Below are 13,605 nucleotides of genomic sequence, written 5' to 3'. Positions count from 1 at the left end.
GCTCGGGTAGCGGCCGAGGTCGGCGAGCCGGGCGGCGAGGCGTTCGCGCAACCACGGCGGCGGCGCGCTGCCCTGCACGTTGACCGCGAAATCGAGCATGCCCGGGCGCGCGTCGACGTCGCCGTGATGGCGCAGCAGCGCGTGGTCGACTGTGTCGGAGGGCACGGGATCACACCCTACGTGGCGGGCGAGCACGTCGACCGGCCAGAATGGCTGTCGTGGGTGACCTGCACGTGTCGTTCGTCTGTACTGGCAATATCTGCCGATCGCCGATGGCGGAGAAGATGTTCGCGCACCATCTGCGCCTCGCCGGCCTGGCCGACCGGGTGCGGGTGACCAGCGCGGGCACCGGCTCCTGGCACATCGGCGACGACGCCGACCCGCGCACCACCGAGACGCTGCGGAAGCACGGCTACCCCACGGGGCACGTGGCCGCCGTCGTCGGCGCCGATCACCGCGACGCCGACCTGCTCGTCGCCCTGGACACCGGCCACGAGCGAGCGCTGGCCAGGCTGGGCGTACCGTCCGATCGCCGAAGGCTGCTGCGCAGCTTCGATCCCGGTGCGGACGGACCGGACGTGCCCGACCCGTATTACGGCTCCACCGCCGATTTCGAACTCGTCCGCGCGCAGATCGAGGCGGCGATCCCCGGCCTGCTGGACTGGGTTCGCACGGCCCTGGCCCCGGTGCCCGTCGCGGACGGACTGCCGTGATGCGCCGCCTGACGTTCCTGCTGCGCCCCAGCTGGCTGATCCTCGCCGCGCTGGTGGCCGCCTTCGCCTACCTGTGCTTCACCGTGCTCGCGCCCTGGCAGCTCGGCAAGAACACCGACACCGAGCACCGCAACCAGTTGATCGCCGATTCGGTGCGCGCCGATCCGGTGGACGTGACCACGGTGCTCGACGACGCGGGTGACGAGCACACCGAGTGGCGCCGCGTCACCGCCACCGGCAGCTACCTGCCCGACTCGACGGTGCTGGTGCGCCTGCGCCATTTGGACGGTGCACCCGGTTACGCGGTGCTCGCGGCGTTCCGCTTGACGGACGGGCGCACACTGCTCGTCGATCGCGGTCTCGTCGCGGGCGTCGACGGCAGCACGCGGCCGCCGCAGATCCCGGAAGCACCCGAGGGAACGCAGCGCGTCGAGGGCCGAATCCGCATGTCGGAGGGCGTGAGCGCGGACAAGACGCCGCTCACCCAGGACGGCTACCGGCAGGTGTACTCGATCGACACCGCACAGGAATCCGAGGTGCTCGGCCAGCCGCTCACCCCGATTCCCACCGGCGAGCGCGCCGGCTATCTGCAGCTCTCGGAGAACCAGCCGGGCGCGTTCACGCCGACCCCGCTTCCTCAGCTCGACGCGGGACCGTACCTCTCCTATGGGTTGCAGTGGCTGGCCTTCGGAATCATGGCGCCGCTGGGGCTCGGCTACTTCGTCTACGCCGAAATGCGCGAACGCCGCAGGGAGAAAGCGGCGGCCACCCAGCAGGCGCCTACGGAACCGACGCCGACCGAACCCACTGCGACCGAGCCCGTCGCCACCACCCCGGCGCCGCCGACGACCGAGGCCAGGCTCGCCGACCGATACGGACGCAACCGCACCTGACCCGCGCTCGCCTCGCGCCCACGGCGGCCCGCGGAGCGGATGCCCCAACCCGACCGACCATCGTGTCCACCGCGCTACCGACGACCGCCCGCGACGGAGACCAGCCGACCGATCCCGGCGGCATCGCACCTGATCCGCGCTCGCCTCGCGCCCACGGCCGACGCGGAGCAAAAGCCCGAACCAGACCGCCGATCGCATGGCACCGCACTTCCGACGACCGCCCGCTACCGAGGCCAGCCGACCGATCCCGGCGCAACCGCACCTGACCCGCGCTCGCCTCGCCCATGGCCAGCTGCGGAGCGGATGCCCGAACGGACCGCAACGTGCTGACGACCGCCGCGATCATCTCTGCGGTCGCAGGAGGGTGTCGATGCTGTCCTCTTGGATGGCTGGCCGACCGCCGACGAGGAGGGTGAGCGCCCGTCGGGCACGTCGAAGATGCGTAGACAGCCGATGGTCGGTCCCGCGTCTTTCCCGTCGAGTTCACCCGGCTTCGACAACCCGCCGACGGTCGCCTATCACTCGGCGGGCGCCCACCCGGGCCCGCGGAACAGGTGCCCGAACCGAACCCGCGAACTGCGGGCCGCCCGCACGTCCCGCCAGATCGCGGCGAATTCATGGGTGGCGACGCGGACCGGGTTGAAGGTGGTGATGTTCTTCGTGAGCCCGTAGCGCACTCGCTCACCCTCGGGTTCGAAGGTGCCGAACAGCCGGTCCCAGACGATGAGGATGCCGCCGTAGTTCGTGTCGAGGTAGGCCTCGTTGGACCCGTGGTGCACACGGTGGTGTGAGGGCGTGTTGAAGACGAATTCGATCGGCCGCCACAGGGTCCCGACCCGTTCGGTGTGGATGAAGAACTGGTAGACGAGGCTGATCGACTGCTGGAGCAGGATCATCCAGGGCGGGAAGCCGAGCAGCGCCAGCGGGAGCCAGTAGGGCAGCGAACTGAACGGCGTCCACGTCTGACGCAGCGCTGTCGAGAGGTTGTAGAACTCGCTCGAGTGGTGCACGACATGCGAGGCCCAGAACACGCGCACGGTGTGGTGGGTGCGGTGATACCAGTAGTAGACGAAATCGTCGGCGAAGAACAGCGCGATCCAGGTGAGCGGGTGGTCGACCGGTAGCTGCACCGGCGCAACGAGGTATGCGGCCGCGTAGACCGCGACGACGACGAGCTTCCAGCCGATGTTCACCACCACGTTGCCCAGGCCCATGAGCAGGCTGGTCCTGGTGTCGCGCAGCTGGTAGCCGAGTTCGTCGTCGTCTGGCAGCAGATAGAACGAGGCGGCTTCGAGCACGAGGCAGAGCACGAACACCGGAATCGCATGGGCGATGAGATCGAACACGGGTCAAGCTTTCGGAACATCCAGCGCGTCGACGAGACGGCTGAGCAGGTGGTGGGCGTCGGTGTAGGCGCCCTCGACGTCGCGGGCGGCGATGCGGACGGCGAGTTCACGGTGCACGTCGCGGTCGACGTACTCCTTGTTCAGGCCGAGCCGGGCGATGGTCTCCCAGCCGATGTCGGCGTACCCGGCGACCAGGGTGTTGAGCGCGAGCCGGTAGGCCAGGTTGCCCGAGCCCTCGATCACGGTGATCCAGAACGCCTGATCGGCGGCGATGACGGTGGGCAGGTCGGCGGTGGCGTCCGGGTAGTTCGCCGCGGCGCGCAGGATCGCGGCCAGCTGATCCGGATCGGCCCGCTGCGCGCACAGCCGGGCCGAGTCCGCGCCGACCGACCTGCGCATGACGGCGATGTCGTAGAGCACGCGCTGCGGCGGCACGGTTCCCGAACGCGCCAGCGCCGACAGAATGTCGAGTCCCCCGTTCTCCCTCCAATCCAGCACCCGAGTCTTACCACCTTGCGCGACCCGCACCAGCCCGCTCTGCTGCACCCGCTTGAGCGCCTCACGCACCGCATGCCGGTTCACCTGAAACGTTTCGGCCAGCTCCCGCTCCGAGGGCAGCGCTTCGTCGGGCGCGATCCGTCCGGCGAGTATCGCGTCGACCAGCTGGCCGAAGACGGCATCGGAGACGGCGGCCCGGTCGACGGCGGCGAATTCCATGAAGGCAGTGTGCCGCGTCACACGTCAGTGGTCAACTGGTTGGACCAGTTTGCCTCGAACGGATGACGTCAGCCCGATGCGGTCAGCGGTCCACTCGCCATTGCTCGGCGTTTCGTCGCATCGACCAGCAGCCGATCTCGCCCACTCGCCGACGTCATTTGCCCCATCGCCGTCGGTAGCCGCGCCAGCCTGCGATCACTCGCCGTTGACGCCGAGCGCGCCCCGCACCGCGGCGACAGCCGGGCCGAGAGTCGTACTGGCAGCGCGTGCTCCACAGCGTCAATACCGAAACAACACCGCAGGAGCGGGCCGGACACGCCAGGACACTCGACCAGTATCGTGCCGCCAGTGAGCACCGAAAGCCGGTACGACGCATACGAAGCCGACCTATGGAACCGCCTGGCATCCCTGCTGCCTTCGGCCGAGGACGCCGAGAACTTCCGCGACTGCCGCGAGATCGGTGAACAGGAAGCTGGGCTGTGGTTGTTGACGCAACGCCTCCTCGAGCACCGGATACCCATTGGCGACACCACGCGCGCCGAAATCGAAGTGCTCGCCGAACAATGGGGTGAACGTTTGGCACGCCACGACGAAATTGCCTCGTGTGTCGGGGATTCCGGCCAGGACGCATCCGTGCGCTTGCTATCGCACGATCGCGCACAGCCGACCGATCCGGCCGCCGTCGGCATCACCAATGCCGTATTGGAGGGACTGCTCGTAGTCCCGTGGATCGAATGCCCGCGATGCGGGCGTGTTCTCGCGCGAGTCCACGCGCTGGAACCATGGGGCGACCTGCGCTACCTGGCTTCGTATTACATCGTCTGGCTCCCACACGATGCCGTCGGCAGCGAGCCCGAATTATTCGCGGAAACCGACCTGCACAGCGCGTTCGACCTGTTGCTGACCTGTCCCTGATCCTCCGCCATCCCGGACGGCTCAGGTACCCGCGTGGGTCACGCTTCGACCGGAGTTGCTGATGAGAATCGTTGACCAGCAGCGCCCGGCCGGCAGCGCCGCAGACGAAGACCTCGGCGCACGCTCGCTCAGCGGCAGCCGACTCCCTACGTGGCACGAGCCGGGCCCTCTAACCGACGTGGATCAGCGCGAGATCGCCAACTGCCGACGCAGCGACGGTAGAGCGAACGCAGCACCGGCGGCGAGGACCGCGGCCCCCAGCTGAACTGCCTCCGACATCCGGACGGCCCGCCGCAGATCGGGAACCGTGGGCGCGGGCCCGTCGCCGAGGGTGGGCCGCAGTTCCGTTCCGTACCGGTACTGGGTGCGGCCGCCCAGCCGAACACCCAGCGCGCCCGCCATCGACGCCTCGACGACACCCGCGTTCGGGCTGGGATGTTTCGCCGCGTCGCGCCGCCAAGCGCGCAGGACCGCCGCGGGCCGGCCGCCGACCAGCGGCGCGCAGGCCGCGGTGAGCAGTCCGGTGAGGCGAGCGGGCGCCAGGTTCGCGACGTCGTCCAGGCGGGCGGCCGCCCAGCCGAAGCGGCGGTAGCGGTCGTTCCGGTAGCCGATCATCGCGTCGAGGGTGTTGATCGCGCGATAGGCGAGCAGACCGGGAACGCCCGCCGCCGCACCCCAGAAGAGCGGCGCGACGGTCGCGTCGGAGGTGTTCTCCGCGATGGATTCCAGTGCGGCGCGGGCCAATCCGTCGGCGTCGAGCACCTCGGGATCCCGCCCGCACAGCGAAGGCAGCAGCGCGCGAGCCCCGGCCAGGTCGCCCGACTCCAGGTGATCGGCCATGGCGCGACCGGCGCGGGCCAGGCTGCGCCCACCGAGCACGGTCCAGGTGGCGAGCGCCGTGGCCGCCATGCCGCCCCGGCGCGCCGCGAGACCGAGACCGAGCACGGCGCCGACCGCCACCGTCTCGTGCACGACCCCCGCCATCCGCCGGTCGGCGTAGGTCAGCGATTCGAGCGCGCTTGCCGCCGAACCGAATCCGGCCACCGGATGCCATCGGCGCGGATCGCCGAACGCGCGATCCAGCGCGAAGCCGAGCAGCAGACCGCCGCCCGCCGAGATCCCCGTGTGCACCCGGCGAGAGTAGCGGGCGCGCGGGCGCCGGGAGTGTCCGGATGTCACACTCTGTGGTCGCGCCTCGTCATACCGACGACGCACGCTCCGACCCCGCCCGGGGTCCGCACGACCGAACGGTGGTTCCAGTGACATCCGAGAAGCCAGGACCCGAACCTCGCGACACCGCCGAGCTGGCACGCCGCTTCGAGGAGCACCGGCCGTACCTGCGCAGGCTCGCTTACAGCACGCTGGGCAGTCTCGCCGACGCGGACGACGTGGTGCAGGAGGCCTGGCTCCGGTTGCAGCGCCAGCACGAGGCGGGCACCGCGACCGGGATCGAGAACCTTCGCGCCTGGCTGACCACCGTGACGGGCCGGTTGGCGCTCGACCACCTCGGTTCGGCCCGCGCCCGCCGCGAACAGTACGTCGGCGACTGGCTGCCCGAGCCGGAGGTCACCACCGTGGACGATCCGGCCGACCGCATCACCCAGGACGAGCGGGTCACCACCGCGCTGCTCGTCGTGCTGGAATCCCTCTCCCCCGCCGAGCGCACCGCATTCGTGCTGCAAGACGTGTTCGGCATGACCGGACCGGAGGTCGCCGAGGTGGTCGGCAGGACTCCGGCGGCGGTGCGCCAGCTCGCCTCGCGCGCCCGCAAACGGGTCGAGGACGGTACGCCCCGCTTCCCCGCCTCACCCGACGAGCAGGAGAAGGTGGTGTCGGCGTTCGCGGTGGCGTGGCGGTCGGGAGATCTCAGCGCGCTGCTCGGCGTGCTCGACGCCAACGTCAGCCTGACCGCCGACGGCGGCGGCAAGGTGCCCGCCCTCCGTCAGAGCGTGAGTGGCGCCGAGCTGGTGGCGAAGCTGCTGCTCGGTTGGTACAACGCGCCGTCGTCACACGGAGCGTGGGGCCGCTCGGTGCTGGTCAACGGACAGCCCGGCCTCGTCGTCTTCGACGGCAACCACACCGGCGTCTTCTCCTTCACCGTCGACGCGGGCCGCATCGTCGCGATGCAGATCGTCCGCAACCCGGACAAGCTGCGCGAACTGCCCGAGACCGACGCCCCGGACTGGTTCCTGAACGAGGGACCCGCGTAACCCATCCACCGACGCCGATCCCACACACTGCACACAGACATCGACGTTGTGCGGCGTGCGAAGCGGCTGTGATCCCACCGATCAACCGGCGAGACCGACCGACCCGGCAAGCGGATAGCCGTGGGCGGCGGCGACCTCGGCGGAGAGCAGCCGTCCCCGGTCCGCGGTGAGCCCGTGGGCGAGGTCCGGGTGGGTCATGCACGCCTCGCGCCATCCGAGATCGGCGATGGCGCGCACGTACGGGAGGGTGGCGTTGGTGAGGGCGACGGTGGCGGTGTGCGGGACCGCGCCCGGCATGTTGGCCACGCAGTAATACAGCGAATTCGCCACGCGGAAGGTCGGATTCGCGTGCGTGGTCGGCCGCGAACCGGCGAAACAGCCACCCTGGTCGATGGCGATGTCGACCAGCACCGAGCCGGGCCGCATCGCCGCGACCATCTCCTCGCTGACCAGTTTCGGGGCCCGCGCCCCCGGCACCAGCACCGACCCGATGACGAGATCGGCGGCGAGCACCGCGCGCTCGATCTCGGCGGTGTTGGACGCCACCGTCGTGACGCGGCCCTCGAACCGCGCGTCGAGCTCGCGCAGCTTCTCCAGGTTGGTGTCGAGCACGCTGACCCGCGCACCCATCCCCGCCGCCATGGTCGCGGCGTTCGACCCCGCCACGCCGCCGCCGAGCACCACCACCTCGCCGGGCCGCACGCCCGGCACCCCGCCGAGCAAGACGCCGGACCCGCCGAGCGGCGCCATCAGGTGGTAGGCGCCGACCTGCGGCCCGAGCCTGCCCGCGACCTCGCTCATCGGCGCGAGCAACGGCAACGAGCCGTCGGCCGCGCGCACCATCTCGTAGGCGAGGGCGGTGATGCCGGATTTCAGGATGGCCTCGGTGCATTCCCTCGAGGCGGCCAAGTGCAGGTAGGTGAACAACACCTGGCCGCGGTGCATCCGCGGGTATTCCCGCGCGATCGGCTCTTTCACCTTCAACACCAGCTCGGCGTCCGCCCAAACCGCGTCGGGGCCGTCCACCAGGGCGACCCCCGCGTCGGCGTAGTGGCGATCGGCGAATCCCGACCCGGCACCCGCACCCGACTCGATCAGCACCCGGTGCCCGTGCCGAACCAGCTCCCCGGCGCCCGCGGGGGTGAGCGCGACCCGGAACTCCTGCTCCTTGATCTCCCGTGGCACTCCGATCCTCATATCGCCATCGTGAACCACCCGCGGCCGGTTCGCTACGACGGCGCGCATGTACTTTCGCCGTAAACTTCCGATCGATCCGCCCGGCCCCTGTTCGTTCCGGCTGTCCCACACCCCACGACCGGAAATTGTTCGTGTGTACCGGGCTACCCGACGGCCACCTCGACGACCTCCCCCGCGGGCGGAATACGCAGCCGATCGGCCAGGCCCGCGTAGCCGAAGACGCGGGCCAGGTGGTCCAGCGTCTCGGTGAAGTGCGCCCACCCTTCCGCGTGCACCGGAACGATGACCGCCCCGCCGAGCGCCTCGGCGGGCTGCACCGCGGTACGGGCGTTCAACGTCACGTCGATGTCCCCGAACCGTCCCACGTTCCCCGCCCCGACGTTCAGCAACGCGACATCGATCCGCTCGAACCGCCCGGCGATCTCACCGACCAGCTCGACCGAGGCATTGTCACCGGACACGTACACCGTCGGCTCCCCCTCGGCCTCCAGCACGAAACCCGTGACCGCTCCGCTGAACGGCTCGCACCCCTCGGGCCCGTGCAGCGCGGGCACCGCGGTGACGGTGACCGCGCCGACCTGGGCGCTCTCCCACACACGCAGTCCCCGAACGCCGTCCACCCTGGTGGCGGCGTCGGTCGTGGAGAACACCGTGTCGACGGTGGTGAGGAAGGCGCGGCCCGCGGTGTCGAGGTTGTCGGCGTGCTGATCGTGCGAGAGCAGCACGACGTCGACCGCGCCGACCTCCTCGATCGAAATCGCGGGTCCGGTCAGCTTGTGCAGGGTGATCGGGCCCGGATAGTCGCCGGGCGCGTCGAAGGTGGGATCGGTCAGCCAGGTGCTGCCGCCGTAGCGGAAGCGGACGGTGGGGCCGCCGATGTGCAGGACTTCCAGCGCGGTGCGTTCGATCGTTTCGCTCATGACGTCGATCGTCGCCGTCGCCCGCTCGCGCGAATAGTGGCCCGCGAGCCGCGTATCGCTAATATCGGGCCATGCATGCGGTGACCGTCCTCGCCTACGACGGGATCAGCCCGTTCCACCTCTCCGTGCCCGGCTTGGTCTTCGGCCGCGTCGGCGCGGGTGGGCACGCACCGTACACGGTGGGCGTCTGCGCCGAACGTCCTGGAACCCTGCGCACCCCAGCCGGTTTCGACATCCACGTCGCCGACGGCCTCGCCGCCTTCGAGCGCGCCGACACCGTCGTGGTGCCCAGCTGGACGCGCGGCGCCGGGATCTCCGATGAACTGCGCGACGCGCTCCGGCAGGCGCACGCGCGCGGCGCCAGGATCGTCGGCCTGTGCCTCGGCGCCTGGGCCATCGCGGCCAGCGGTCTCGTCGATGGCCGGGAGATCACCACGCACTGGTCGACGGCGGACGATCTGGCCCGCGCCTATCCCGCGGTGCGGGTGCGCGCCGACACGCTGTGGTCCGACCTCGGCGACGTCATCACCTCCGCGGGCGTCGCCGCGGCGCTGGACTGCTGCCTGCACCTGGTCCGCGAGGACCACGGCAGCCGCGCGGCGACCGAGCTGGCCAGGGCACTGGTCACCGCGCCGCACCGCAGCGGATCGCAGGCGCAGTACATCCCGGTGGCCGTGCCCGACCAAGCAGACGACGACCCGATCGAGCGCGCCATGGTCTGGGCGCGAACGCATCTCGGCGACCCGATCGACCTGGACGCCTGGGCCGCGGTCGCGGTGATGGCCCGGCGAACCTTCACCCGCCGCTTCCGGGAACGCACCGGAAGCAGTCCGCAGCAGTGGCTGCTGCATCAGCGCGCCGCCCGCGCCCGGCTACTGCTCGAGTCCACCGACGACACGGTGGACCGGATCGCCACCGAGACCGGCTTCGGCACCGCGGTGAGCCTGCGCCACCACTTCCGGCGGCTGCTCGGCACCAGTCCCGCCGCGCACCGTGCCCTCTTCCGCACCGCGGGCTGACGCCCCAGCGCGCGCGAACCTGCGCCGCGCGGCTACGTTGCCACCATGAGGATTGAGGTCGGCGGTTTCGCGCCGGAGATCGATGAGAGTGCGTGGCTCGCCCCGAACGCGACGGTGATCGGGCGCGTGGAACTCGGCGCCGAGGTGAGCGTGTGGTACAGCGCGGTGCTGCGCGGCGACCTGGAGCAGATCACCGTCGGCGCGCGCACCAACATCCAGGACGGCTGCGTGCTGCACGCCGACCCCGGCTTCCCGCTGACCGTCGGCAGCGGAGTGTCGGTGGGGCACAACGCGATTCTGCACGGATGCAGCATCGGCGACGACGTGCTCGTCGGTATGGGCGCCACGGTGCTGAACGGCGCGGTGATCGGCGCGGGCAGCCTGATCGCGGCCAACGCCCTGATTCCCGAGGGCGCGCAGATCCCGCCGGGCTCGCTGGTGGCCGGGGTGCCCGGCAAGGTGCGACGGGAATTGAGCGAGGCCGAGCAGGACGGAATCCGGCTCAACGGCGCGGTGTATTTACACAACATGGCCAACCACCGCAGCGCGAAAGTAGTGTGATACGTCGCACACTGGTCAAATGTCCAGCACAAATGGCTGATAGCATTTTGCCTGCATGACCGGCGCCCTGCGGCTCGACGAGACCATCAGGGCGCCGAGCATGATGCGTCGCAGGCAGGAGGTATCACGGTGTCGTACCGGGATTCGAGTATGCACCGGCCGAAGGGGCGGATCAGCGTGGCCGATATCGCGGCCCAGCCGGGCGGGATCGAGGCGCTCCAGCGTCGCGTTCACGAATTGCGGTCCCGCGGTGTCGATTTCGCCGCGAACGCGATCGAAAAGGAAATGGCGGATCTGGACCTGCCCCGGCCGTGACCCCGGCAGGCGATCTCAGCGCATGACCAGGTCGAGCACCCGTTCGTGATAGGTCCCGGCGTACCGGGTGACCAGGTCGACCAGCTGCGCATCGAGCCCGACGAGCACCTTGGCGTGCCCGCGCGCCGCACCGCGCAGGATGGTGCGGGCCGCCACCTCCGGGCTGGTGCGTGCGACCTGATCCTCGAATCGCCTGGCCACCGCCGCGCCATCGATGCCGGGTGCGAACTGCGCCGTGCGGGCGATGGTGGTGAGCACGCCGCCGGGATAGACGCCGGTCACCCGCACCCGCCCGCCCGCGGCGCGCATGTCCTGGCGCAGCGATTCGGTGAACCCGCGCACCGCGAACTTGGCCGAGTTGTACGGCCCGTGCCCGGCCACCGCGACCAGGCCGAACGCCGAGGACACATTGACCACATTGGCGCGCTCGGCCGCCTGTAGGTACGGCAGAAAGGCCTTGGTGCCGTTGACGACTCCCCAGAAGTCGACGTCCATGACCCGCTCGAAGTGCGCGAACGGGGATTCCGCGACACCGCCGACGTGCAGGATCCCGGCATTGTTGAACAGCGCCTCCACCCGCCCGTAGCGCGCGGCGGTCCGTTCGGCATAGGCCAGCATCGCGTCCCGGTCGGTGACATCGAGGACGGTCACCGTCGGCGTGAAACCGATTGCGGCGCAGAGCTTTCCCGTCGTCGCCACGGCATGATCGGACTTGTCGGAGAGCGCGAGCCGCGCGCCGCGGTGGGCCAGCGCCAGCGCCAGTTCTCGCCCGATCCCCGACCCCGCTCCGGTGACGACCACCACCCGATCGGCGAAATACCCCACGGTCCAGCCCCTTTCACCCCATACCCCAATCGGGCACCCGACCAGGTTATCCACAATGGAGGCGCCCCGGAAAGATCAATTACCGGTTCCGGCCCGCCCGATCACCCGCCGTACACCGCATCGCCGCGAGTCCACACCGAGAAAGTGAGAGTTTCCATGGCGCGCTATTTCACGGCTTCCGGGATCTCCGACCGGCAGCCCGCGCGCTGGTGAAATAATGAACGTCCATCACCCGGACCGTCGCGGCGCCGCTCTCTTGCGCACCGGCTTCCGCGCCAACGACTGGAGATCCGATGCCCACCGTCCCGTCCATGCTCCAGCGCATCCTCGACAAGCCCGTCACCGACGGCGAGAAACTCCTGGAAAGCGCCCTCTCGGCGTTCCTGGACTTCGGGATCAAGCGCACCAGCATGGGCGAGATCGCGCGCCGGGCGGGCATCAGTCCGGCCACCCTCTACCGGCGCTTCGAATCCAAGAACGACCTGGTCGAGGCGGTGAGCGTGCGGGAGGCGCAGCGGTTCGTCGCTGAGATCGACAAGCGGGTGCGGACCGTCGAGGGCACCGAGAACCAGCTGGTGGAGATCTTCGTCGCGTTCATCACGGCGATCGCGGGCAACGAGCTGCTGCGCAGATTGCTGCGTACCGAGCCCGACCTGATCCTGCCCCGCCTCACCACCGAGGGCGGTCCTATCCTCGCCGTCGGCCGCGCCTACCTGGCGGAGAAGCTGCGCGAACTACGCGCCGGGGACACCGACTTCGACGCCGACCTGGTCGCCGAGATCATGGCCCGGCTGGCGCTGTCCCTGGCGCTCACCCCCGACGGGCTCATCCCGCTGAGTGACGCCGAGGCCGGTCGCGCGTTCGCCCGGCGCACCCTGCTGCCGATGGTCGGCGTCCGCGCCACCGCGTGAGCCCAACCCGAACGCCGCGTCCACCAACTCGTCGAGCCTGAGGCGCGCGGCCTCGTCGGGCGCGCGGTCGCCCTCGACCAGCTCGGCTACGAGCGCCGCGATCTCCGCGGACGCCGTGCGGTCCGGGTCCGGCAGCGGCAGCCGGGACACGTACTGGGTGATCCACCGCCGCCGCCCCGAGTACAGGCGGTTACCGCACACCGCGTCGTAGTAGCGCAGTCCCAGCGCCGAATTGGCCACGCCCATCAAGAGATACGCCAGGCGCTGCGCCCGCTCGGTGCCGCCGCCGAGGTCATCGAGCGAGATCCAGTAGCAGTCGCCGTTCACCACCGCACCGGAACGGTCCAGCGCGAAACGTGGCCGTTCGCTGATATCGGGGAACACCAATTTCGGCACCCGCCACAGGTTGGGCCGCTGCGGCACCCAGATCTCGAACCATTCCCGGCCGCTCTCGGTGAGGTATTTGCGCGCGGCAAGCGTCGGCTGGTGACGGCGCAGATACGCTGCGGCGCGGGGGAATTCGCGCAGATTCACCGGGACCCGGCGCGGGGCGGCGGTGTCGTAGGGATAGAGCACCCTGGTGTCGGCGGCCCGCTCGATCCGCCACGGCGCCAGATCGTGGTGGGTGATCAGCTCCAGCAGCAGTTCGTCCTCCGGACGCGGGCGCACCTGGGCCCAGCGGTCGGAGATGAACACCCGGTCGGCGGTCGTCTTGATGCCCACCCTGATGCGGGCCACCTCGCCGAAACTCCGCCAGGTGCCGTCGCCGACGCGGGCGAGCCAGAGGTCCAGGCTCGGTCGCGACATCCTCCATGCGGTGTGCGTACCTGCGCCTGCGCCTTTGCTCCGGCCGTGCGCGAGGTCGACGGACTCAGTCAGGGTGCGCCCACTCGACGTACCTGCGCCTTCGCTCCGGCCATGCGCGAGGTCGACGGACTCAGTCAGGGTGCGTCCACTCGGCGTACCTGCGCCTTCGCTCCGGCCATGCGCAAGGTCGTCGGAATCGGTCCGGCTGCGCCCGCTCGACGTACCCGCACCATCGCTCCGGCCATGGGCAAGGTCG

15 protein-coding genes and 1 pseudogene are annotated in these 13,605 nt (G+C 70.2%); 9 read left to right on the top strand and 7 right to left on the bottom strand.

Going from position 1 to position 13,605, the window contains the following annotated elements; translation table 11 throughout:
- Window positions 1-165, bottom strand: a pseudogene (locus NL1_RS40390) (Rv2231c family pyridoxal phosphate-dependent protein CobC); the annotation flags it as partial.
- Window positions 166-209: 44 nt separating this feature from the next.
- Here NL1_RS40390 and NL1_RS10575 point away from each other — a divergent pair.
- Both NL1_RS10575 and NL1_RS10570 read left to right on the top strand, forming a co-directional pair.
- Window positions 210-713, top strand: a complete 504-nt coding sequence (locus NL1_RS10575) for a low molecular weight protein-tyrosine-phosphatase (RefSeq protein ID WP_067837199.1) — start codon at window positions 210-212, stop codon at window positions 711-713.
- A complete protein-coding gene (locus NL1_RS10570) occupies window positions 713-1,606 on the top strand; it encodes an SURF1 family cytochrome oxidase biogenesis protein (RefSeq protein WP_067837196.1) in 894 nt (297 codons plus the stop codon). The genes NL1_RS10575 and NL1_RS10570 overlap by 1 nt, the downstream gene beginning before the upstream one ends.
- Window positions 1,607-2,124: 518 nt before the next feature.
- Here NL1_RS10570 and NL1_RS10565 read toward each other — a convergent pair.
- Together NL1_RS10565 and NL1_RS10560 are read right to left on the bottom strand one after the other, a co-directional pair.
- Window positions 2,125-2,952, bottom strand: a complete 828-nt coding sequence (locus NL1_RS10565; protein ID WP_067837192.1) for a sterol desaturase family protein — start codon at window positions 2,950-2,952, stop codon at window positions 2,125-2,127.
- 3 nt (window positions 2,953-2,955) lie between these two features.
- Window positions 2,956-3,669 carry a FadR/GntR family transcriptional regulator gene (locus NL1_RS10560; protein ID WP_067837208.1) on the bottom strand — a complete coding sequence of 238 codons (714 nt, stop codon included), beginning with the start codon at window positions 3,667-3,669 and terminating at the stop codon, window positions 2,956-2,958.
- Window positions 3,670-4,017: 348 nt separating this feature from the next.
- Between NL1_RS10560 and NL1_RS10555 the strand changes: the two genes are divergently transcribed.
- On the top strand, window positions 4,018-4,584 hold the full coding sequence (locus tag NL1_RS10555) for a hypothetical protein (RefSeq protein WP_067837189.1): 567 nt from the start codon (window positions 4,018-4,020) through the stop codon (window positions 4,582-4,584).
- A gap of 183 nt (window positions 4,585-4,767) precedes the next feature.
- Here NL1_RS10555 and NL1_RS10550 read toward each other — a convergent pair whose 3' ends face one another.
- Window positions 4,768-5,715 carry a cobalamin biosynthesis protein gene (locus NL1_RS10550; RefSeq protein WP_067837187.1) on the bottom strand — a complete coding sequence of 316 codons (948 nt, stop codon included), beginning with the start codon at window positions 5,713-5,715 and terminating at the stop codon, window positions 4,768-4,770.
- Between the two features lie 128 nt (window positions 5,716-5,843).
- Here NL1_RS10550 and sigJ point away from each other — a divergent pair, with 128 nt between their 5' ends.
- On the top strand, window positions 5,844-6,794 hold the full coding sequence (sigJ, locus tag NL1_RS10545; RefSeq protein ID WP_067837184.1) for an RNA polymerase sigma factor SigJ: 951 nt from the start codon (window positions 5,844-5,846) through the stop codon (window positions 6,792-6,794).
- Between the two features lie 81 nt (window positions 6,795-6,875).
- Here the strand turns inward: sigJ and ald are convergent, their stop codons facing one another.
- Together ald and NL1_RS10535 are read right to left on the bottom strand one after the other, a co-directional pair.
- Entirely contained in the window at window positions 6,876-7,991 is a 1,116-nt protein-coding gene (gene ald, locus NL1_RS10540; protein ID WP_067837205.1) for an alanine dehydrogenase, read from the bottom strand.
- 143 nt (window positions 7,992-8,134) lie between these two features.
- The gene (locus NL1_RS10535) at window positions 8,135-8,911 is read right to left on the bottom strand and encodes an MBL fold metallo-hydrolase (protein ID WP_084510459.1); all 777 of its coding nucleotides are present in this window, start codon (window positions 8,909-8,911) and stop codon (window positions 8,135-8,137) included.
- Window positions 8,912-8,982: 71 nt separating this feature from the next.
- Between NL1_RS10535 and NL1_RS10530 the strand changes: the two genes are divergently transcribed.
- The 3 genes from NL1_RS10530 (at window position 8,983) to NL1_RS10520 (ending at window position 10,806) form a co-directional block, all read left to right on the top strand.
- Window positions 8,983-9,930, top strand: coding sequence for a GlxA family transcriptional regulator (locus tag NL1_RS10530; RefSeq protein WP_067837181.1), 948 nt, complete (start codon window positions 8,983-8,985; stop codon window positions 9,928-9,930).
- Between the two features lie 45 nt (window positions 9,931-9,975).
- The gene (locus NL1_RS10525; protein WP_067837178.1) at window positions 9,976-10,491 is read left to right on the top strand and encodes a gamma carbonic anhydrase family protein; all 516 of its coding nucleotides are present in this window, start codon (window positions 9,976-9,978) and stop codon (window positions 10,489-10,491) included.
- 129 nt (window positions 10,492-10,620) lie between these two features.
- A complete protein-coding gene (locus tag NL1_RS10520; protein WP_067837175.1) occupies window positions 10,621-10,806 on the top strand; it encodes a hypothetical protein in 186 nt (61 codons plus the stop codon).
- A gap of 15 nt (window positions 10,807-10,821) precedes the next feature.
- Here NL1_RS10520 and NL1_RS10515 read toward each other — a convergent pair whose 3' ends face one another.
- Window positions 10,822-11,631, bottom strand: a complete 810-nt coding sequence (locus NL1_RS10515) for an SDR family NAD(P)-dependent oxidoreductase (RefSeq protein WP_067837172.1) — start codon at window positions 11,629-11,631, stop codon at window positions 10,822-10,824.
- A 293-nt stretch (window positions 11,632-11,924) separates the two neighbouring features.
- Here NL1_RS10515 and NL1_RS36345 point away from each other — a divergent pair, with 293 nt between their 5' ends.
- A complete protein-coding gene (locus tag NL1_RS36345; RefSeq protein WP_084510458.1) occupies window positions 11,925-12,542 on the top strand; it encodes a TetR/AcrR family transcriptional regulator in 618 nt (205 codons plus the stop codon).
- Window positions 12,543-13,394: 852 nt separating this feature from the next.
- The coding region (locus NL1_RS39350; protein WP_245673176.1) for a hypothetical protein at window positions 13,395-13,605 on the top strand (211 nt) is incomplete at its 3' end.

This window comes from Nocardia lijiangensis NBRC 108240, assembly GCF_001613045.1.
GTDB classification, from domain to species: Bacteria; Actinomycetota; Actinomycetes; order Mycobacteriales; family Mycobacteriaceae; genus Nocardia; species Nocardia lijiangensis.
This window is presented reverse-complemented; position numbering and strand designations above follow the sequence as displayed.

What these genes read in the sequence shown, in the direction of transcription:
- NL1_RS36345 (WP_084510458.1), top strand. Translation starts at nt 11,925, where the DNA reads ATGCCCACCGTCCCGTCCATGCTCCAGCGCATCCTCGACAAGCCCGTC.
- NL1_RS10525 (WP_067837178.1), top strand. Translation starts at nt 9,976, where the DNA reads ATGAGGATTGAGGTCGGCGGTTTCGCGCCGGAGATCGATGAGAGTGCG.
- NL1_RS10530 (WP_067837181.1), top strand. Translation starts at nt 8,983, where the DNA reads ATGCATGCGGTGACCGTCCTCGCCTACGACGGGATCAGCCCGTTCCAC.
- ald (WP_067837205.1), bottom strand. Translation starts at nt 7,991, where the DNA reads ATGAGGATCGGAGTGCCACGGGAGATCAAGGAGCAGGAGTTCCGGGTC.
- NL1_RS10575 (WP_067837199.1), top strand. Translation starts at nt 210, where the DNA reads ATGGCTGTCGTGGGTGACCTGCACGTGTCGTTCGTCTGTACTGGCAAT.
- NL1_RS10560 (WP_067837208.1), bottom strand. Translation starts at nt 3,669, where the DNA reads ATGGAATTCGCCGCCGTCGACCGGGCCGCCGTCTCCGATGCCGTCTTC.
- NL1_RS10570 (WP_067837196.1), top strand. Translation starts at nt 713, where the DNA reads ATGCGCCGCCTGACGTTCCTGCTGCGCCCCAGCTGGCTGATCCTCGCC.
- NL1_RS10535 (WP_084510459.1), bottom strand. Translation starts at nt 8,911, where the DNA reads ATGAGCGAAACGATCGAACGCACCGCGCTGGAAGTCCTGCACATCGGC.